This window comes from Streptomyces sp. NPDC005017 (genome assembly GCF_042873115.1).
Taxonomy (GTDB): domain Bacteria; phylum Actinomycetota; class Actinomycetes; order Streptomycetales; family Streptomycetaceae; genus Streptomyces.
On record NZ_JBIALD010000004.1, the window covers coordinates 22,299 to 41,001 of the forward strand.

General features: G+C 74.3%; 18 protein-coding genes and 1 tRNA gene. 13 read left to right on the forward strand and 6 right to left on the reverse strand.

What is annotated here, in order from left to right:
* The first annotated feature begins 49 nt into the window (after positions 1-49).
* From ACFYR0_RS07325 to ACFYR0_RS07375, 11 genes are all read left to right on the forward strand, one after another.
* Positions 50-628 (forward strand): helix-turn-helix domain-containing protein, encoded by a 579-nt coding sequence (locus ACFYR0_RS07325; RefSeq protein ID WP_389322850.1) that lies wholly within the window; start codon positions 50-52, stop codon positions 626-628.
* A complete protein-coding gene (locus tag ACFYR0_RS07330; RefSeq protein ID WP_389322852.1) occupies positions 625-1,155 on the forward strand; it encodes a GNAT family N-acetyltransferase in 531 nt (176 codons plus the stop codon). Before ACFYR0_RS07325 ends, ACFYR0_RS07330 begins: the two co-directional genes overlap by 4 nt.
* A gap of 30 nt (positions 1,156-1,185) precedes the next feature.
* Positions 1,186-1,545: an MmcQ/YjbR family DNA-binding protein gene (locus ACFYR0_RS07335; protein ID WP_389322854.1), complete on the forward strand. Its 360-nt coding sequence runs from the start codon at positions 1,186-1,188 to the stop codon at positions 1,543-1,545.
* A 544-nt stretch (positions 1,546-2,089) separates the two neighbouring features.
* A tRNA-Pro gene (locus ACFYR0_RS07340) sits at positions 2,090-2,166 on the forward strand.
* Positions 2,167-2,395: 229 nt separating this feature from the next.
* Positions 2,396-3,166, forward strand: a complete 771-nt coding sequence (locus ACFYR0_RS07345) for a GntR family transcriptional regulator (RefSeq protein ID WP_389322856.1) — start codon at positions 2,396-2,398, stop codon at positions 3,164-3,166.
* Between the two features lie 51 nt (positions 3,167-3,217).
* On the forward strand, positions 3,218-3,445 hold the full coding sequence (locus ACFYR0_RS07350; protein ID WP_356692750.1) for a ferredoxin family protein: 228 nt from the start codon (positions 3,218-3,220) through the stop codon (positions 3,443-3,445).
* 13 nt (positions 3,446-3,458) lie between these two features.
* Entirely contained in the window at positions 3,459-4,814 is a 1,356-nt protein-coding gene (locus tag ACFYR0_RS07355) for an ABC transporter substrate-binding protein (protein ID WP_389322858.1), read from the forward strand.
* On the forward strand, positions 4,811-5,650 hold the full coding sequence (locus ACFYR0_RS07360) for an ABC transporter permease (RefSeq protein WP_389322860.1): 840 nt from the start codon (positions 4,811-4,813) through the stop codon (positions 5,648-5,650). The genes ACFYR0_RS07355 and ACFYR0_RS07360 overlap by 4 nt, the downstream gene beginning before the upstream one ends.
* Positions 5,647-6,498: an ABC transporter ATP-binding protein gene (locus ACFYR0_RS07365; protein WP_389322862.1), complete on the forward strand. Its 852-nt coding sequence runs from the start codon at positions 5,647-5,649 to the stop codon at positions 6,496-6,498. The genes ACFYR0_RS07360 and ACFYR0_RS07365 overlap by 4 nt, the downstream gene beginning before the upstream one ends.
* Positions 6,495-9,224, forward strand: coding sequence for a fumarate reductase/succinate dehydrogenase flavoprotein subunit (locus tag ACFYR0_RS07370; protein ID WP_389322864.1), 2,730 nt, complete (start codon positions 6,495-6,497; stop codon positions 9,222-9,224). Before ACFYR0_RS07365 ends, ACFYR0_RS07370 begins: the two co-directional genes overlap by 4 nt.
* 208 nt (positions 9,225-9,432) lie before the next feature.
* Positions 9,433-10,755 carry a cytochrome P450 gene (locus ACFYR0_RS07375; RefSeq protein ID WP_389322867.1) on the forward strand — a complete coding sequence of 441 codons (1,323 nt, stop codon included), beginning with the start codon at positions 9,433-9,435 and terminating at the stop codon, positions 10,753-10,755.
* A gap of 6 nt (positions 10,756-10,761) precedes the next feature.
* Here ACFYR0_RS07375 and ACFYR0_RS07380 read toward each other — a convergent pair whose 3' ends face one another.
* The 5 genes from ACFYR0_RS07380 to ACFYR0_RS07400 form a co-directional block, all read right to left on the reverse strand.
* Positions 10,762-11,163 carry a (2Fe-2S) ferredoxin domain-containing protein gene (locus ACFYR0_RS07380; protein WP_389322869.1) on the reverse strand — a complete coding sequence of 134 codons (402 nt, stop codon included), beginning with the start codon at positions 11,161-11,163 and terminating at the stop codon, positions 10,762-10,764.
* Complete coding sequence (locus tag ACFYR0_RS07385) at positions 11,160-11,696, reverse strand: NUDIX hydrolase family protein (protein ID WP_389322871.1); 537 nt, start codon at positions 11,694-11,696, stop codon at positions 11,160-11,162. The genes ACFYR0_RS07380 and ACFYR0_RS07385 overlap by 4 nt, the downstream gene beginning before the upstream one ends.
* 15 nt (positions 11,697-11,711) lie before the next feature.
* The gene (locus ACFYR0_RS07390; RefSeq protein WP_389322873.1) at positions 11,712-12,848 is read right to left on the reverse strand and encodes an amidohydrolase family protein; all 1,137 of its coding nucleotides are present in this window, start codon (positions 12,846-12,848) and stop codon (positions 11,712-11,714) included.
* Between the two features lies 1 nt (position 12,849).
* Complete coding sequence (locus ACFYR0_RS07395) at positions 12,850-14,253, reverse strand: glutamine synthetase (protein ID WP_389322875.1); 1,404 nt, start codon at positions 14,251-14,253, stop codon at positions 12,850-12,852.
* A 61-nt stretch (positions 14,254-14,314) separates the two neighbouring features.
* Positions 14,315-15,124, reverse strand: a complete 810-nt coding sequence (locus tag ACFYR0_RS07400) for an SAM-dependent methyltransferase (protein ID WP_389322877.1) — start codon at positions 15,122-15,124, stop codon at positions 14,315-14,317.
* 174 nt (positions 15,125-15,298) lie between these two features.
* On the opposite strand from ACFYR0_RS07400, the gene ACFYR0_RS07405 reads away from it, so the two are divergent.
* Together ACFYR0_RS07405 and ACFYR0_RS07410 are read left to right on the forward strand one after the other, a co-directional pair.
* Positions 15,299-16,192, forward strand: a complete 894-nt coding sequence (locus ACFYR0_RS07405; RefSeq protein ID WP_389322879.1) for a Cof-type HAD-IIB family hydrolase — start codon at positions 15,299-15,301, stop codon at positions 16,190-16,192.
* A 125-nt stretch (positions 16,193-16,317) separates the two neighbouring features.
* Positions 16,318-17,565, forward strand: a complete 1,248-nt coding sequence (locus ACFYR0_RS07410) for an amidohydrolase (RefSeq protein ID WP_389322881.1) — start codon at positions 16,318-16,320, stop codon at positions 17,563-17,565.
* Positions 17,566-17,640: 75 nt separating this feature from the next.
* Here ACFYR0_RS07410 and ACFYR0_RS07415 read toward each other — a convergent pair whose 3' ends face one another.
* On the reverse strand, positions 17,641-18,453 hold the full coding sequence (locus tag ACFYR0_RS07415) for an SAM-dependent methyltransferase (RefSeq protein WP_389322883.1): 813 nt from the start codon (positions 18,451-18,453) through the stop codon (positions 17,641-17,643).
* Positions 18,454-18,703: the final 250 nt, after the last annotated feature.

Sequence of the window (18,703 nt, forward strand, 5' to 3'; positions counted from 1 at the left end):
TGAGGGTGCCGTAACACCCCTGTTTCATATGTGGGATAGCGTCCCGGATATGAAACGAGACGAGGTCGGGGCCGCCGGCGTCGACGTGCTCCTCGGCGCCCGGCTGGCCGAGCTGCGGGCCGAACGCGGCTGGTCCCTCGGCGAGTTGGCGGAGCGCAGCGGTATCAGCCGCTCGACGCTGTCGCGTGCCGAGCGCGCCGAGACCAGCCCCACCGCCGCCCTGCTCAACCGGCTGTGCGCGGTCTACGGCCGCACGATGTCCCAGTTGCTCAGTGAGGTCGAGGCGGAACCCGACCCGGTCGTCCGGGCGACCGACCAGCCGGTCTGGGAGGACCCGTCCTCCGGTTTCGTACGGCGTTCCGTGTCGCCGCCCCACACGGGACTGCGCGGCGAACTGGTCGAGGGGCGGCTCGCGCCCGGCGCCGACATCGCCTACGACCGGCCGCCCGTGCCGGGGCTGGAGCAGCACATCTGGCTGCTGGAAGGGGAGTTGGAGGTGACCGCGCAGGACATCCCGCACGCCCTGCGCGCGGGCGACTGTCTGCGGCTGCGGGTCTGGGGGCCGACCCGGTTCCGCTGCCCGGGGCCAACTCCCGCGCGCTACGCCCTGGCGGTGGTGCTGCCATGACCGTGACCCGACTGGACGCCGCACAACTACTGTCCTGCGCGGACGAGTTGGCACGACTGCTCACCGACACCGTCGAGGGCGGCGCCTCCATCGGCTTCCTCGCGCCGATGGACCCGGGCGCGGCGCTCGCCTGGTGGCGGGAGCGCGCGGCCGCGGTGGCGGAGGGACAACTCGGCGTGTGGATCGCGCGCGACGGGGACCGGGTCGTCGGGACCGTCGGCCTCGCACTCCCCGACAAGCCCAACAGCCGCCATCGCGCCGAGGTCGTCAAACTGATGGTCCACCGCGACGCCCGGGGCCGTGGCCTCGGCCGCGCCCTGCTCACCGTGGCCGAGGAGGCCGCGGCGGCCGCGGGCATCACCCTGCTGCACCTGGACACCGAGACGGACAGCCCCGCCGAGCGCCTGTACCGGTCGGCCGGCTGGACCAGGGCCGGCGTGATCCCCGACTACGCGGCGACCCCGGCGGGCGTCCTGCGCGGAACCACGATCTACTACCGTCGCCTGGGCGTTCCCGCCGCGCGGTGATTGTCAGTGCCGGGCGCTACGGTGCGGGGCATGCAGGAAGCCGAAGACGTACGCCGTGTCGCCCTGTCCCTGCCGGACGCCACCGAGAAGGTCGCCTGGAGCATGCCCACGTTCCGGGTCGCGGGGAAGATGTTCGCGACCCTGCCGGAGGACGAGTCGTCCATGGCGGTGCGCTGCCCCAAGGAGGAGCGCGACGAACTGGTGCTGGCCGAGCCGGACAAGTTCTGGATCGCCGGCCACGAGGCGCAGTTCGCCTGGGTGCGCGTACGGCTGGCGGCCCTGGAGGACGAGGGCGAACTGCGTGACATCCTCGCGGACTCCTGGCGCCAGGCGGCCCCGTCCCGGCTGCTCGACGCCCACCCCGCACTGGGCCTGCAGGGCGGGGACTGACGCCGCCCGGAGGCCGGCGCCGGCCGGCCCCGGAAAACCCCCGGGCGCCACCGACGGTCCGTGGCATGATCCGATTCCTGTAGGTCTGGACCGGATCTGGCGGTGCGGGGCCCGGTCGCGCTCGTGGAGGGGCGCGCGGATGTCGGGGAGGGCGTCGGGGGGAGCGGGCGGCGGGACCCGGTCCGTCAGGGGTGCGGGGGCCCGCCGGGCCACGCCCACCGGAGACGGAGGGCTCGAAGCACCCCGGAGGACCGTCGCCGTCTGGTCACGCGACTTCGGGCTCTTCTTCGTCGCCCGGGCCGTCGCCCCGCTCGGGGACACCATGCTCCCCGCGGCCCTCGCGGCCGGACTCCTCCGGGTGGCGCTGCTCTCCGTCGGCCGTCCGCGACCGGGTCCGCGTCGACCCGGCACCGGCCTCCGCGTCCCGGAGGCCCTGACGCCGCGGTCGTCGTGGCCGTCGCAAAAGGAGTGCGCGACCACCGACCCGAGTGGGGTATGGTTGCTCTGCGCGTTCGGCCAGGGGAAAGCCCAGGTCAGACGGCACCGGGACGTGGCGCAGCTTGGTAGCGCACTTGACTGGGGGTCAAGGGGTCGCAGGTTCAAATCCTGTCGTCCCGACCAGCTTCTACGCAGGTCGGAGGCCGTTTCTCAGCTATGGGAAACGGCCTTTTCGTATGCCCCGGGCCGGTCCCCGGCCCTTCCTCGGACCTTCCCCGGCCGACACCGGCGTCGGTGGCGACTCTTGTCGCGAGGCCCGTGAATACGCAGGTCAGCGCTGATCCGACGGGCACTCAGGTGGCGTAATGGTCCGGCAACACCACTCGGTCGGGACCGTGGCTATGGTCACCGCATGTCAGCCGAACGCACCCGTGAGCACACCGCACCCCTCGCCGCCGCGCGGCGCCGGAGGCTGCGCGCGGACCGGGCGCGCCAGCTGGCGGACCTGCTGCGGCACCTGGTCCTGACCGGGGCCTTCCCGGGCGGGGTGCTGCCGCACGAGGACGTCCTCGCCGCCGACTACCGGGCCACCCGCAACACCGTCCGGCACGCCCTCGACCTGCTGCGCGCCGAGCAGCTCGTCGAACGGCTGCCCGGTGTCGGCACGGTCGTCGTCGCCGAGAAGTACCGGCACGGACTGGACCGGCTGATGGGACTCGCGGAGACCCTGCGGGAACACGGTCCGGTCACCAACGAGGTCCGCACCATGGGACCCGTCGCCGCGCCCGCCCCCGTGGCGGCCCGGCTGCGGCTGCCCGTCGGCACCGACGTCCTCTACGTGGAGCGGCTGCGCAGCCTCGGCGGGCTGCCGCTCTCCCTGGACCTCACCTATCTGCCCCTGGACATCGGTGGGGACCTGATCGGCGCCGATCTGGAGAACACCGACGTCTTCCGGCTGCTGGAGCAGATCACCGGCCGGCCGCTCGGGCACGCCGAGATGACCCTGGAGGCCGTCAGCGCCGACGCGCACTCCGCCGCCGTGCTCCAGGCCCCGCACGGCGCCGCCCTGCTGATGCTGGAGCGGCTCACCCATCTGTCCGACGGGCGGCCCGTGGACCTGGAGTTCATCCGGTTCCGCGGCGACCGGATCACCATGAGCGGCCTGCTGCACCGCCACATCTGACGACCGCCCCGCGCCCCCTACCGCCCCCGCGGTACCTCACTGGAGACACCCATGCCCTTGGTGCCCCAGCGGGCCGACGTGCCCGTGACCGTAGACGAGTCGAAGTGCATCGACGGCTGCACGCTCTGCGTGGACATGTGCCCCCTGGACTCCCTCGCCATCCACCCCGACAGCGGCAAGGCGTACATGCACGTCGACGAGTGCTGGTACTGCGGCCCCTGCGCCGCCCGCTGCCCCACCGGGGCCGTCACGGTCAACATGCCCTACCTCCTGCGGTGAAAGGCCACCTGTCATGAAGCGAACGACCACGGCCCTGACCGCGGCCGCCCTGCTGATCACCCTCACCTCCGGCTGCGGCGGCGACGCGGCCGCCGGTGACGACGCCCGGCACGTCACCGTGACCGTCGGCTACCAGTCCAAGACCATCAACACCGTCACCGCCGGCACCCTGCTGCGCTCCCTCGGCTACTTCGAGCGCGAGCTCGCGGCCCAGGGCCAGAAGGACGGCATCACCTACAAGGTCGAGTGGCAGGACTACGCCACCGGCGCGCCCATCACCGCGCAGATGACCGCCGGGAAGATCGACATCGGTTCCATGGGTGACTTCCCGCTGCTCATCAACGCCGCCCGCGGCAAGCAGCTGAACAACCCCACCCATCTGGTCTCCGTCACCGGCCACAACCCGCGCGGCGGGCTCAACACCGTGGTCACGGCCCCCGACGCGTCGCTCCGCTCCCTGAAGGACCTGCGCGGCAAGAAGGTGTCCACCAGCGTCGGCTCGGCCGCCGACGGCACCCTCGTCCGTGCCCTGCAACGCGCCGGTCTCGACCCGCAGAAGGACATCCGCAAGCTCAACCAGCAGCCCGCGGTCGGTGCTTCGGCGCTCCAGGCGGGCGGCGCGGACGCCCTGTCCCAGTTCGTCGCCTGGCCCGGCCTGCTGGTCTTCCAGGGCAAGGCGAAGGCCCTGTACGACGGCGCCGAGCTGAACCTGCCCACCTTCCACGGCGTCACCGTCCGCGAGGACTTCGCCGAGCGGCGCCCCCAGGTGCTCGACGCGTTCCTCAAGGCCCAGATAGAGGCCACGGGTTACCTCAACGAGCACCCCGTACAGGCCGCCGAGAAGGTCGCGGACGTCACCGGACTGCCCGCCGAGGTCGTCTACCTCTACAACGGCAGCGGCGGCATTGCCACCTTCGACCCGGTCCTGCGCCCCGAACTGGTCGCCGCGCTCGAGGAGGACGTCCCCGTACTGCGCTCCGCCGGCCTGGTGGACGACGTGGACGTGGCGTCCTTCGTCGACGACGCCCCGCTGAAGCGGGTGTACGGCACCGGGTACGCCGAGCGGCTCGGCGCGGCCGCCCCGGCCTCGCGCGCCGAGGTGTGGCTCAAGGGCGAGGACCGCACCCGGGCGTTCGCCTCGCCCGCCGCCCTGCTGGAGTTCGTCGCCGGGCACCCGGGCCAGGTCCGCGCCGCCTACGTGCCCGACGCCGCCACCGGCACCCGCTGGTACGCCGACAAGGCCGCCTGGGTCCAGGACGGCCCGGACCTGCTGCCCTTCGTCACCGAGGCCGCGGCCCGTGCCCACGCGGCGGCCCACCCCGGCGCCCGTACGGTCACCTACGCCGCCGCCCTGGAGCGGGCCTCATGACCGCGCTGACCGCCTCGGCGAAGACGCCGAGCGCCCGCGGCGGTGCCCGGCGCGCGCTGCCGTACCGGCCCGTGGTGCGGGTGCTGTCCCTGCTCGCCGCGCTCGGCGTGTGGCAGCTGGTCACCACGCTGGACGTCCAGCTGTGGCTGCGCTTCGAGCAGTTCCCCTCCGTGGTGGACGTCGGCCGGGAGTTCGGCGAGCGGCTCGGCGCGGGCGCCTACTGGCAGGACGTGGCCGACAGCCTGCGCAGGATCGTCACGGGCTTCGTGCTCGCCGCCGTGCTCGGCGTCGCGGCGGGGGTGGCCGTCGGCCGCTCCCGCTGGGCGGCGGACCTGCTCGGGCCGGTGCTGGAGGTGGTACGGCCGGTGCCCGCCATCGCGCTGGTCCCGGTGGCGATCCTGCTGTTCCCGGACAACGAGCAGGGCATCGTCTTCATCACCTTCACCGCCGCCTTCTTCCCCGTCCTCGTCGCGACCCGGCACGCCGTGCGGGCGCTGGCCCCGGCCTGGGAGGAGGCCGTGCTGACCATGGGCGGCGGCCGGTGGCGCGTACTGGCCTCGGTGGTGCTGCCGGGCGCCCTGCCCGGGATCTTCTCCGGCCTCTCGGTCGGCATCGGCGTCTCGTGGATCTGTGTGATCTCCGCCGAGATGATCTCCGGCGAGTACGGCATCGGCTACCGGACCTGGCAGGACTACACCGTCATCGACTACCCGGGCGTCCTCACCGGCATCGTGACCATCGGACTGCTCGGCCGGCTGACCTCCACCGTGGTGGAGGGGGTGGGGCGGCGGCTCACCCACTGGCTGCCCCGCCGCGAGGGGAGGGCCGCCGTATGACCACCGGAACGCAGACCACGACCGGCACCGGGGCCGCGTCCGGCGGCGGGGCCGGGACCGCCGACGAGGCGCGGACCGCTGCCGCCGACGGCGCCCGGCTCACCCTCGCCGGGGCCAGGCTCGGGCGCCCGGGGGCACCCGTGCTGGACGGGGTGGACCTGGAGGCCGCGCCCGGCGAGATCCTCACCGTCGTCGGCCCGTCCGGCTGCGGCAAGTCCACGCTGCTGCGCACCCTGGCCGGGCTGCTGCCCCCGCTCGGCGGCGAGGTCGCCCAGGACGGCAGGCCCCTCGTCGGACCCGGGGCGGACCGGGCCCTGGTCTTCCAGGAGGACGCCCTGCTGCCCTGGCGCACCGCCCGCGCCAACGTCGAACTGCCCCTGGCCATCGCGGGACGGGGCCGGGCCGAGCGCCGGGCCCGTGCGCAGGAGTGGCTGGAGCGCGTCGAACTGGGCGGGCTGGAGAAGCAGTTGCCGCACCGGCTGTCCGGCGGGCAGCGCCAGCGCGTCCAGCTCGCCCGTGCCCTCGCCGCCCGCCCCCGGGCCGTCCTGATGGACGAACCCTTCGGCGCCCTCGACGTACGCACCCGGACCGGCATGCAGCGGCTGCTCGTCGAGGTGCTGCAGGGCACCGGAGCCACCGTCGTCTTCGTCACCCACGACGTCGACGAGGCCCTGTTCCTCGGCGACCGGGTGGCCCTCCTCGGCGACGGCGCCCTCACCGCCGTACACCCCGTGCCCCGGCCGCGCGACCCCGCCGCCCACGACGACCCCGCCACCGCGGTCCTGCGCCAGGAGATCCTGCGCTCCCTGAGCGGCCCCGGGCCCACTCGAAAGGCAGCACCGGCATGACCCCCACGGAGATCCCCGCCCTCGACTCCGCCGAGGAACTCACCTGCGACGTGCTGGTGATCGGCGGCGGCACCGCGGGCACCATGGCCGCGCTGACCGCCGCCGGGCGGGGCGCGTCCGTACTGCTCCTGGAGAAGGCCCACGTCCGGCATTCCGGCGCCCTCGCCATGGGCATGGACGGCGTCAACAACGCCGTGATCCCCGGCCGGGCCGAACCCGACGACTACGTCGCGGAGATCACCCGCGCCAACGACGGCGTCGTGGACCAGTCGACGGTCCGTCAGACCGCCCTGCGCGGCCACGACATGGTCCGCCGCCTGGAGTCCTACGGCGTGAAGTTCGAGAAGGACGAGCACGGCGAGTACGCCGTCCGCCAGGTCCACCGCTCCGGCTCCTACGTGCTGCCCATGCCCGAGGGCAAGGACGTCAAGAAGGTCCTCTACCGGCAGCTGCGCCGACGCGAGATGCGCGAGCGCATCCGCATCGAGAACCGGGTCATGCCCGTCCGGGTCCTCACCGCCGAAGGCCGGGCGGTCGGCGCCGCCGCCTTCAACACCCGCACCGGCGCCTTCGTCACCGTACGGTCCGCCGCCGTGATCCTCGCGACCGGCGCCTGCGGCCGCCTCGGACTGCCCGCGAGCGGCTATCTCTACGGCACGTACGAGAACCCCACCAACGCGGGCGACGGCTACGCCATGGCCTACCACGCGGGCGCCGAGCTGACCGGCATCGAGTGCTTCCAGATCAACCCGCTGATCAAGGACTACAACGGCCCCGCCTGCGCCTACGTCGCCAACCCTTTCGGCGGCTACCAGGTCAACCGGCACGGGCAGCGCTTCGTCGACTCCGACTACTGGTCGGGCCAGATGATGGCCGAGTTCGCCGCCGAGACCGCCTCCGACCGCGGACCGGTCTACCTCAAGCTCAGCCATCTGCCCGAGGAGTCCGTCGCGGCCCTGGAGTCCATCCTGCACTCCACCGAACGCCCCACCCGCGGCACCTTCCACTCCGGACGCGGCCACGACTACCGCACCCACGACGTGGAGATGCACATCTCCGAGATCGGCCTGTGCGGCGGCCACTCCGCCTCCGGCGTCCGCGTCGACGACCACGCCCGCACCACCGTCCCCGGCCTGTACGCGGCCGGCGACCTGGCCTGCGTCCCGCACAACTACATGATCGGCGCCTTCGTCTACGGCGACCTGGCCGGCGCCGACGCCGCCCGGCGGCCCCGCTACGAGGGCGTCCTGCCCGCCGACCAGCTCGCCGAGGCCCACGAGCTGATCTACCGCCCGCTGCGCCACCCCGGCGGCGCCCCCCAGACGCAGGTCGAGTACAAGCTGCGCCGCTTCGTCAACGACTACGTGGCCCCGCCCAAGACGGGGGCGCGGCTCTCCCTCGCGCTGGAGCACTTCGAGCGGATGCGGGACGAGATCGCCGCGATGGGCGCCCGCACCCCGCACGAGCTGATGCGCTGCGCCGAGGTCTCCTTCATCCGCGACTGCGCGGAGATGGCGGCCCGCGCGTCGCTCGCCCGCACCGAGTCCCGCTGGGGCCTCTACCACGAACGCCTCGACCATCCCGAGCGCGACGACACCGCCTGGCTGCACCACCTGGACCTGTACAAGGGCCCCTCGGGCACGATGGAGTTCACGGCCCGGCCCGTCGCCCCCTACCTCGTGCCGGTCCCCGAGTTCACCCCCACCGGCGGCGAGGCCCGCCGGCTGGGCGAGGTGCGGCCGCTGCCCACCGCCACGGCGGGCGGCCGCGAGGCGCCCGCGGCGACGCACGTTCCGGCCGCCCCCGCCCGGTCCGAAGGCGGTGCCGTCGCCAGCCGTGACCGGCTCCTCGAACTGCTCGCCCTCGCCGAGGAGACGCCCGAACTGCGCGACCTGGAACCCTATTTGAAGGAGGCGGATCCCGCCGTGCGGCTCGCCGCCGTCGGTGCGCTGACCGAGACCGTCCCCGACGACACCGGCCCCGCGCTGGCCGCCGCGCTGGCCGACGACGACGCCCGGGTGCGTGCGGCCGCCGCCGCCTCGCTGCGGGAACTGGCCGAAGTCCTGACACCCGCACCGGAGTTGCGCACCCCGCTCGTCGCCGCCCTGGCGTCCGCCGATCCCCAGGCGCGCAGGGCCGCCCTGGACGTACTGCGCGCCCTTCGCCTCGGCGACACCGGCCGCTACGCCTCCTCGCTCACCGACCCGGACGACGGGGTCCGGCTCGCCGCGGTCCGGGCGCTGGTCTCCGTGGACGCGGCCGACGCCGTGTCCGAGGCGGTCGGCGACCCCGCCCGCGAGGTGCGGATCGCGGCGGCCAGGGGGTTCGCCGCGATGTTCCCGGAGGCCGGGCGCCCGGACGTGCCCCCCGCGCTCATTCGCCTCACCGGCGACCCCGACGCCCATGTGCGCGCCGCCGCACTGGAGTCCCTGGGCGTCCTCGGCGTGCCGGAAACCCTCCTCGCCGCCGTCACGGGGGCCTTGACCGACCCGGCCTGGCAGGTCCGCGCGGGCGCGGCGACGGCACTCGGCGGAGCCGACCCGGGCCGTGCCGTCCCCGCGCTCGCCGGGCTCCTCGGCGACCGGGAGGCCGATGTGCGCAAGGCCGCGGTGCTCGCCCTGCTGCGCCATCGCGCCCACGCCGCCGCGCGGACCGCGCTCGCCGGAGCGGTGGACGATCCCGACGCCGACGTGAGGGCGTTCGCGGCACGCGGAGAGGCGGGCTGACCCCAGGGCCTGTTGTCTCAGGGCCTGTCTCCAGGACCTGCCTTTACGGCTGGCTGCCTTCACGGCCGCCAGCCTTCAGGGCGGCCTGTCGTCGCGTTCCCGCCGTCGCCCGATGAGCGCCCTCGCCCCGGAGCCCGGCCGTCCCCTACAGTGCGTGATGACCGCACCCCGTCCCAGTGACGCAGCGCCGCCGAACAGGAGCAGACCTGTGGCCACCGAAGTCCGTACCGGCTCCGACCCGGGCCGGTCACCGGCCGGGCAGCCGCTTCCCGAACTGAACCCGGAAGCCGTCACCGAGTGGCGGGCCGGGGGAGGGGAACTGATCGACCTCTTCGCCCTCGCCCGCCAACGGGTCGGCGGCGTCGCCGGGTTACGGCTGGGACCCCGGCCGACCGTCCTGGTCACCGCCCCGCACGCGGTGCAGCACGTCCTCGCGCTCCACCCCGACCGCTACGTCAAGCGCTCGCACCGCGCCCGGCTGCTCATCGGCGACGGAGTGCTGGCCGCGACCGGTGAGGCGTGGCGGCGGCAACGGCGGCTTCTCCAGGCCCAGTTCACCGGCCGCGGACTGCGCCGCTACGAGGAGCGGATCGGCGCCGCCGCCGACACGGCCGCCGCGCGCTGGGCCGGATTCGCCGACAGCGGCGAGGAGTTCGACGTGGGCGAGGAGATGCGGCGCTTCGCCCTGGACACCATCTGGCGGTCGCTGACCGGGCACGCCCTGGACGCCGTGACGGAGGCCGAACTCGCCTCCGTGCCCGCGGTGGTGGCCGCGCTGCCCCGGCTGCCCGAGGACGCCGTCGTCGCCGAGGGCGCCGTCGCCGGGGATCTGGCCCGGATCGACGCCGTGGCGTCCCGTGCCATCGCCGCCGCCCGCGACGGCGAAGCCGGACCCGACGGACCCGGCCTGCTGCATGTGCTGACGGAGGCCGCCGAGACCCGCCCCGAGTACACGGAACGCCTGGTCCGCGACGAACTGGTCACCCTGATGGTCGCCGGGCACGAGACCACGGCCACCACCCTGACCTGGCTCCACCTGCTCCTGGACCGGCACCCCTGGGAAAGGGAACGGGCCCTCGCCGCGGGCCCCGAGGGCTCACCGGAGCGGCGCCAGGCCGTCCAGGCGCTGGTCCACGAGACGCTCCGGCTCTATCCGCCCGCGTGGATCATGCCGCGGCACGCCGCCCGGGACGACGTGCTCGCCGGGTACACGATCGAGGCCGGTACCGACATCGTCGTCTGCCCCTACCTCACCCACCGCGACCCCGGCCTCTGGCCCGAGCCCGAGCGGTTCGACCCGGCGCGCTTCCGCGACCCGGGCGCCCGCCCCGCCGACGCCGGGAGCTACTACCCGTTCGGTGTCGGACCCCGGGCCTGTCTGGGGCTCCAGTTCGCGCTGCGGGAGTCGGTCGCCCTCCTGGAGCGCCTGCTGCCCGCCCCGTCTCCACGGTTCCGCTCGGCGCCCACGGGGGCCGTGTACTCCATCACCGTCCGGCCGGACGGTCCGGCCCTCGCGACACTGGACGCCTGAGCGCCCTCACCGGCCGGAGCGCGCCGAGGCCGGCCTCGGCGCGGGCACGAACTGGAGCTCCAGCGCGGCGGGCGGCTCGGCGATCCCCGGACCGCCCGCCGCCGCCCAGCGCACCAGCTCCCCGGTGCTGTCCTCGTCCGTAGCGAAGCCCACCCACACCGGCCGCCCGCCCGCCGCGCGGCCCGTGCCGGACGGCCGCACCACGACCACGTTGGCCTGGCCGCACGGCCCGAGGCAGTCCGAGGTGCGCACGGCGAACCGGCCGCCGGAGTCCGCCGCGGCGGCCCGCAGCGCCCTCAGCTGCCCGTCGTGGTCGAAACCCGGGTTCCTGCGTCCGTCGCCGCAGCAGCAGCCCCGGCACACCACCAGCGTGCAGGGGCGCCGCGCGCCGCCGACGACCGCCCTCAAAACGCCAGACCGACGTGCGCCAGCGCCTGCTTCAGCAGGACGCCGTGCCCGCCCGGCATCTCGCTCAGGACGGCCATCGAGGCCGCCTCGTGCGGGCTGAACCACACCAGGTCCAGTGCGTCCTGCCGGGGCCGGCAGTCGCCGGTGACCGGGACGACGTAGGCGAGGGACACCGCGTGCTGACGCGGGTCGTGGTACGGCGTGATGCCCTGGGTGGGGAAGTACTCCGCGACCGTGAAGGGCTGCGGGGAGGACGGGATCCGGGGCAGCGCCACCGGGCCGAGGTCCTTCTCCAGATGGCGCAGCAGCGCGTCGCGCACCCGCTCGTGATGCATCACCCGGCCCGAGACCAGGGTGCGGCTCACGGTGCCGTCCGGTCCGATGCGCAGGAGGAGTCCGATGCTGGTGACCTCGCCGCTGTCGTCGACGCGCACCGGCACCGCCTCGACGTACAGGATCGGCATGCGGGCGCGTGCCAGTTCGAGCTCGTCGGGAGTCAGCCAGCCTGGCGTGGTCTCGGTCAAGTCAGACATTGCTTGATCATACTTTCAGGAGTCGTGGGAAAGACGATAGACCCGGCGGGCGTTCTCCGCTCCCGCCCACCGCGCGTGCCGCACGGCGTCTGTCAGGCTCATCTCGTCGGTGTCCACCCGGTCCTGGAGCAGCTCGCCGAGTCCCCGGCGGAAGGCGAGCGCCCCCAGCCAGTGGAACTCGGCCAGTCCGCAGGCGTCCGAGCTGTACAGGAGTTTGCGGTACGGGGTGATCTCCAGCGCCTCCTCGAGCACCGCCCGTGCCCGGACCGGGCCCACGTGGTGCAGGGTCAGTCCCACGTCCAGGTACACCTGCTCGAACACGGCTGAAAGATAGGCGGCTTGGCGGTGGTAGGGCCAGCAGTGCAGGAGCAGCACCGGCAGACCGCCGGGGACCAGCCGCAGCCAGTCGGTCAGCCGGGCCGGGTCGGAGCGGTGCAGGCGCAGGTCGTTGTCGCCGAACCCGGTGTGCAGCTGGAGCGGTAGCCCCAGGTCGACGGCCGTCCACAGCAGTTGACGCGTCAGGACCGGGTCGTCGAGCCGGCCGCCGCGGGCCAGCCAGCGCCGGGCCGCGGCCGTGACCTGCTGGTCGGTGGGCCGGGCGGGGTCCAGGTCGAAGCCGGTGCGGTAGGCGGCGACCGACTTCACCGCCACCACGCCCGGGCGGCGCACGGCGTCCAGCGCGGCCGCGCGGAACCGGTCGGCGTACTCGTCCGGCTCGACGCCCCGCGCCGCCACGTCTTCCGCCACGCTCTCCAGCCGGACCACCTCGTACGCCACCGCCCCGGCCGCGGCGGCGAGTTGGGCGGGGGTGCCGAGGCGTTGCGGGGCGTAGCCGGTGTCGACGCAGAACACCGCGGTCCCGGCGCCGGTCAGGAACCGCCGGTCGGTCTCGGCCTGCCCCAACTCGGCCCGGCGGGCCAGGTAGTCGGCGGCCGGGGCGTGCCGCGGCAGGTCCAGCCGGGGCGCGCAGTACCGGCGTACGGCCGTACCGACGGGGGTGTCGAACGCCGAGACGCCCGGCCAGGGTTCGCCCTCCGTCAGGAGGGAGTCGAACTCCGCCGGACCCGGGGCGGAGACGGTCACGCCGTGGCAGTGGTGGTCGACCAGGCGCAGTTCGGCGAGCGCCTCGTGCACGGCTCCGGAGTGCGGCATGTCAGTACACCCAGCGGTAGGCGGCGGCGACCTGGGCGTCCTCCAGGCCGTCGACGGCCGCGATCTCGCCCTCCCGCACAGCGATCACCGCGTCCGTGAGGCGGGCCCCGAGGGCCTCGCGCAGCACCTCGTCCGCGCGGAACGCCCCGACGGCCTCCGCCAGGCAGGCCGGCAGCCGCCGCACCGCGCGGGCCGCGGCCTCCTCGGGGGGGAGCCTGGCCGGGTCGCCCGTGGTCTCGCCGGGCAGCGTCGCCTCCCGGTCCACCCCGTCCAGGCCGGCGGCGATCACCGCGCCCAGCGCGAGGTAGGGGTTGGCGGCCAGGTCCACCGGCTTGACCTCCAGATTGGCGGCCCGGTCGCGCAGCCCCGCCGTGCCGGTGATCAGCCGCAGCGCGCACTCGCGGGTCTCCAGGCCCCAGGCGGTGAAGACGCCCGCCCACTGGGAGGGCCGCAGCCGCAGATAGCTGGCCGGACTGGGCGCGGTCACCGCCGTCAGGGCGGGCAGCCGGTCCAGGACCCCGGCCGCGAACGCCTCGGCCTCGGAGGTCATGCCGTGGCGGCGGGCCCCGCCGGTGTGGAGGTTCAGGCCGGCCCGCCACAGGGAGAGATGGAGGTGCCCGCCGTTGCCGGCACCGACGGCGGTGACGGCGGGTGAGAAGGAGACCCGCAGGCCGTGCCGCCGGGCCACCGCGCGGATCGTCTGCCGCAGCAGCACACTGCGGTCGGCCGCGGCCACCGGGTCGAGCGCGCCGGCCGAGATCTCGAACTGCCCGGGCGCGTACTCGGGATGGAACTGGTCGACGTCCATGCCCTGCGCCGCGCACGCGGCCAGCAGACCGGCGCCGAAGTCGCTCAGGTCCACCTGACGGGCCGCGCCGTAGGCCGGTCCCGTGGTGGCCGGCGCGAACTCCCCGGCGGGTACGGAGTCCAGGCCCACCGCCCACTCGACCTCCACGGCCGCCCGGAACTCCAGGCCGAGCCGGGACTGCGCGCCGGTGAGCAGATGCCGCAGGAAGGTGCGCGAGCAGCCCGGGTGCGGACGCCCGTCCTGGGTGATCCGGTCCACCGGCGCCCACGCCCAGCCCGGCTGCCCGGCCAGCACGGTCAGTCCGTCCAGGTCCGGGTACAGCCGCAGGTCGCCGTCCGGGGAGCCGAGGTCGCCGCTGGTGACGATCGCGTCGTCGGCGAGGAAGCTGTCGAAGACCGGCGACATGCCCACGCCCCAGGCAGCGGCCTCCGCCAGTCTGCCGGTGGGGACCGTCTTGACCCGGCCGACGCCCGCGGTGTCGACGTAGGACAGGACGATGCCGTGCACGCCCCGGCCGGCCAGTTCGCCTGCCAGTCCGGCGGCCCGCTCGACGTCGCCCGGGCGCCCGCCGGGGACGGGGTCGGCAAGGGTGGTCATGCGTCCTCCTCGGCGGCCGGGGTCGGGGTGGCACGGGGCCGTGCCACCGGGTCACGCGGCGTCAGGGTTTCACGGCGACCGCGCCGAACTGCGGCACCACGACCGGCGCGTGCAGCTCCGCGCGCCACTGCGAGCAGGGCACCAGGCCGGGTTCCAGCAGGTCGAGGCCGTCCAGGAACGCGGCGGTCTCCGCCCGGGAGCGGGCGGTGATCGGCGGGGTGGCGTGGGCGTTCCAGAACTCCATCGCCGCCGCGTTGCCCTCGCCGCCGACGTCCGCGTCGAAGGTCGGATGGGTCAGCACCAGGAAGCTGCCCGGCGCCACCGACTCCATCACCCGGCGCACGATCAGCCGCGCCTCGTCGTCGTCCAGCACGAAGTTCAGGATGCCCAGCATCATCACCGCGACCGGCCGGTCCAGGTCCAGGACCTCCCGTGCCCGCGCCACGATCGCCGCGGGGTCGTGCACATCGGCGTCGAGGTAGTCGGTGACGCCCTCGGGGGTGCTGGTCAGCAGGGTGCGCGCGTGCAGCAGGACGATCGGGTCGTTGTCGACGTACACGATCTTCGACTCGGGTGCGATCCGCTGGGCGATCTCATGGGTGTTGTCGACGGTCGGCAGGCCGGTGCCGATGTCCAGGAACTGCCGGACGCCGCGCTCCTCGGCCAGGAAGCGCACCGCGCGGCCCAGGAAGTCGCGGTCGGCCCGGGCGACGTCCCTGATCACCGGGAACATCCCGGCGACCTGCGCGCCGACCCGCTGGTCGACCTCGTAGTTGTCCTTGCCGCCGATCCAGTAGTTCCAGACCCGCGCGTTGTGCGCCACGGTGGTGTTCAGCCGGGCCGCCCCCTCGGGACCCTCGCTGTCGCTCACGTCGCTCGCCCTTCTCTCCGCGGGGCCTTCGCGGCCATTGTGCCCCGCACATGATCAGGTGTCCCGGGGTTCGGCCGCCCGGGGCCCCCGGCCCGCCCCGGTAGGGTGGACGGTCGTTCACGGAAACGACGAGGTGCCGTGGAGGTCCGTACCCGCCGAACCAGGAAAGCAGCCATGCCGTACACGCCGCCGCCCGCGCCCCCGCACGCCCCCGCCGCCGTTCCCGCGGCCCGGCCCGCCGCTCCCGCCACCGCCCTCGCCGACATCCGGCTGATCGTGACCGACATGGACGGCACGCTCCTCGACGACGGCAAGAAGGTCCCCGAGGGGCTGTGGCCGACGCTGGACCTGCTGCGGGAGCGGGGGGTGCTGTTCAGCCCGGCGAGCGGCCGGCAGTACGCGACCCTCGCACACGAGTTCTCCCGGGCGTCCGACGGCATGGTGTTCATCGCGGAGAACGGCACCTACGTCGTCCGCGACGGCGTCGAGCTCGGCTCCGACCCGCTGGACCGTGGTGTCGTCGCGGAGATCCTCGGGACCGTGCGGCGGCTGAACGCGGACGGCGTGGACGTGGGCGCCGTGGTCTGCGGCAAGCGGTCCGCCTACGTGGAGCGCGCGGACGAGCCCTTCCTCGCGGAGGTCCGCCAGTACTACGTGGAGAACCGGGTCGTCGCCGACGCCACCGCCGTCGAGGACGACATCCTCAAGGTGGCCGTGTTCGACTTCGGTCCCGTCGAGCGGACCACGGCCCCGGCCCTCGCCCACCTCGACGCCACCCACAAGGTCGTGGTCTCCGGTGAGCACTGGGTCGACGTCATGAACACCACCGCGAACAAGGGCGCCGCGATCCGCCGCCTCCAGCGGGAGCTGGGCATCACCCCGGCGCAGACCATGGCGTTCGGCGACTACCTCAACGACCTGGAGATGCTCGACACCGCCGAGTGGTCCTTCGCCATGGCCAACGCCCACCCCGAGGTCGTACGCCGGGCCCGCCACCTGGCCCCGGCCAACACCGACAACGGCGTCCTGCGGACCGTCGCCCGCGTCCTGGGGCTGCCCGAGCTGTAGGCACCGGCGACGGGCGTGCGGTTCCGTGCCATCGTGAGCGGGTGTCCCGCGAAGGGGCTTCGACGGCCCCGGCCGGTGGGGCCGGGGTCTGCCCTTTCCGGGCCCCGCCGACGAGAGGGAGCCAGATGACCGAGCCCGCCGTGGCCGCCCGCCTGACCCGGGAACTCGCCTCCGCCCTCAAGCACGAGGAGCTGGAGGGCTTCTACCAGGACCTGCACCGGCGTCCCGAGACCGCGTTCGCCGAGCACCGCACCGCCGCGAAGCTCGCCCTGCGGCTGCGCGCGGCCGGGTTCACGGTCACCGAGGGGGTCGCCCGCACCGGCGTGGTCGGCGTGCTCGGCAACGGGGACGGCCCGGTGGTGTGGCTGCGCGGCGACATGGACGCGCTGCCCGTGCGGGAGGAGACCGGGCTGCCGTACGCCTCGGCGGTGGACGGTGTGATGCACGCCTGCGGGCACGATCTGCACATCACCTGGCTGGCGGCGGCCGCCGAGGCGCTCGCGGCGGGCCGCGGCGGCTGGTCGGGGACGCTCGTGGTGGTCGGGCAGCCCGCCGAGGAGGCTGGCGGCGGCGCGGCCGCCATGGTCGCCGACGGGCTGCACGCGCGCTTCCCGCGCCCCGACGTGCTGCTGGGGCAGCACGTGGCGCCGGGCCTCGCCGGGTTCTACCCGCACACCCCCGGGCTGACCATGTCGGCCACCGACGACATCGACGTCGTGGTGCACGGCGTGGGCGGCCACGGATCGCGTCCCGAGTCGACCGTGGACCCGGTGGTGACCGCCGCGCACATCGTCACCCGGCTCCAGACCGTCGTCTCGCGCGAGATCGCCGCCAAGGACTCGGCCGTGCTGACCGTGGGCGAGTTCCACGCCGGTACGAAGCCCAACATCATCCCCGCCGAGGCGCGGCTCGCGCTGAACCTGCGCAGCCAGGACCCCCGGGTGCGCGAGCGGATCCTCGCGGCGGTGCGGCGCATCGTCGAGGGCGAGTGCGCGGCGGCCGGCTGCCCGGTGCCGCCGGAGGTGACGGTGCGGCCGGGCGGGTACCCGGTCACCGTCAACGACGCCGTCCTGGACGGCGAGATCGCGGCCGTGCACCGCGAACTGTTCGGCCCCGAGAGCGTGTTCGACTTCGGCCCGGCGATGGGCAGCGAGGACTTCTCCCTGCTCGCTCCGGAGGGCGTGCCGTACGACTACTGGTACGTGACCTCGACGCCACCGGACGTGTGGGCGGCGGCACCGGGGGAGGACCTGTTCGAGAAGTTCGCCGCCGTCCCCGGCAACCACAGCCCGCTGTTCGCCCCCGACCCCTCGGTGCTCGTGCCCGGGGTGCTGACGCTGGTGTCGGCCGCGCTGAGCCGCCTCGGCGGGTGACGCGGACCGGCCCGGCGGGGGAGGGGTCCGTGTCTCGCGGCCCGACCGACGGGCCCTGCGCGGGAGGGGGCCGGGTCAGGGCTTGACGCCGACCGCCCCGTACAGCGACACGGGCTCCGGGCCGATGTCGGACTCGTCCTCGGCGAGGTCGGTCCGCCACTCGGCCACCGACACGATCCCGGGGTCCATGAGGTCGAGCCCGGTGAAGAACGTGCCCAGCTCGGCCCGCGAACGGGCCACGAGGGTCACGCCCTGGGCGGTGTAGAGGTCGATGCCCCGCCGTACGTTCTCCGGCTCGAAGTCGGCGGTCATCGCCGACAGCACCAGGCAGCTGCCCGGCGCGAGCGCCTCGACCAGTGTGCCCACCAGGTCGTGGGCGCCGTCCTCGTCCGCGATGAAGTGCAGCAGCGCGATCAGCGACAGGGCCACCGGGCGGTCGAGGTCCAGGACCCGGCCCGCCTGTTCGAGGATGTTCCGCGGATCGCGTGCGTCGGCCTGGACGTACTCCGTGGCCCCTTCCGGGGTGCCGCGCAGCAGGGCGCCCGCGTGGGCGAGGACGATCGGGTCGTTGTCGACGTAGACCACGCGGGTGGCGGGGGCGACGCGCTGGGCGATCTGGTGCAGGTTGGGCTCGGTGGGTATGCCGGTGCCGATGTCCAGGAACTGGCGGATTCCGGTCTCCCGGGCGAGGTGCCGGGTGGCCCGCTGCATGAACCAGCGGTTGGCGCGCGCGGCCCTCGGGGCGCCGTCGTCGATCGCCGCGATCTGCCGGCCCAGTTCCTCGTCGACCGGGTAGTTGTCCTTGCCGCCGAGGTACCAGTCGTAGACGCGGGCCGGGTGCGGCCTCGTGGTGTCGATCTGCGGGAGGGCCGGCTGGGTCCCGGTCACACGGAGCTCCTCGGTCGCGGGGCGGGGCGTCGTGCGAGCAGTGTGACACGATCTTGCTGCCGCTCGGAGTCGGCATTCGGCCAGCCGCGGGCGGGGCAAGTCCCGCTCGCCTGCGCCGAGTTCGAGCGGAAGCGGCTGGTCCGCCCGCGGGCCGGGCGCAGGGCGGGTGCCGGGGTCGCTTCCCAGGGGGCGTTCCGCGGTCTATAGTCCGAAACTAGCAGTGCTAATTAACCGTTCCGGTCCACAGCGT

Bases quoted from the DNA above. Each gene is read 5' to 3' on its own strand.
- ACFYR0_RS07325 (WP_389322850.1), top strand. From the start codon at position 50: ATGAAACGAGACGAGGTCGGGGCCGCCGGCGTCGACGTGCTCCTCGGC.
- ACFYR0_RS07330 (WP_389322852.1), top strand. From the start codon at position 625: ATGACCGTGACCCGACTGGACGCCGCACAACTACTGTCCTGCGCGGAC.
- ACFYR0_RS07335 (WP_389322854.1), top strand. From the start codon at position 1,186: ATGCAGGAAGCCGAAGACGTACGCCGTGTCGCCCTGTCCCTGCCGGAC.
- ACFYR0_RS07345 (WP_389322856.1), top strand. From the start codon at position 2,396: ATGTCAGCCGAACGCACCCGTGAGCACACCGCACCCCTCGCCGCCGCG.
- ACFYR0_RS07350 (WP_356692750.1), top strand. From the start codon at position 3,218: ATGCCCTTGGTGCCCCAGCGGGCCGACGTGCCCGTGACCGTAGACGAG.
- ACFYR0_RS07355 (WP_389322858.1), top strand. From the start codon at position 3,459: ATGAAGCGAACGACCACGGCCCTGACCGCGGCCGCCCTGCTGATCACC.
- ACFYR0_RS07360 (WP_389322860.1), top strand. From the start codon at position 4,811: ATGACCGCGCTGACCGCCTCGGCGAAGACGCCGAGCGCCCGCGGCGGT.
- ACFYR0_RS07365 (WP_389322862.1), top strand. From the start codon at position 5,647: ATGACCACCGGAACGCAGACCACGACCGGCACCGGGGCCGCGTCCGGC.
- ACFYR0_RS07370 (WP_389322864.1), top strand. From the start codon at position 6,495: ATGACCCCCACGGAGATCCCCGCCCTCGACTCCGCCGAGGAACTCACC.
- ACFYR0_RS07385 (WP_389322871.1), bottom strand. From the start codon at position 11,696: ATGTCTGACTTGACCGAGACCACGCCAGGCTGGCTGACTCCCGACGAG.
- ACFYR0_RS07390 (WP_389322873.1), bottom strand. From the start codon at position 12,848: ATGCCGCACTCCGGAGCCGTGCACGAGGCGCTCGCCGAACTGCGCCTG.
- ACFYR0_RS07395 (WP_389322875.1), bottom strand. From the start codon at position 14,253: ATGACCACCCTTGCCGACCCCGTCCCCGGCGGGCGCCCGGGCGACGTC.
- ACFYR0_RS07405 (WP_389322879.1), top strand. From the start codon at position 15,299: ATGCCGTACACGCCGCCGCCCGCGCCCCCGCACGCCCCCGCCGCCGTT.
- ACFYR0_RS07410 (WP_389322881.1), top strand. From the start codon at position 16,318: ATGACCGAGCCCGCCGTGGCCGCCCGCCTGACCCGGGAACTCGCCTCC.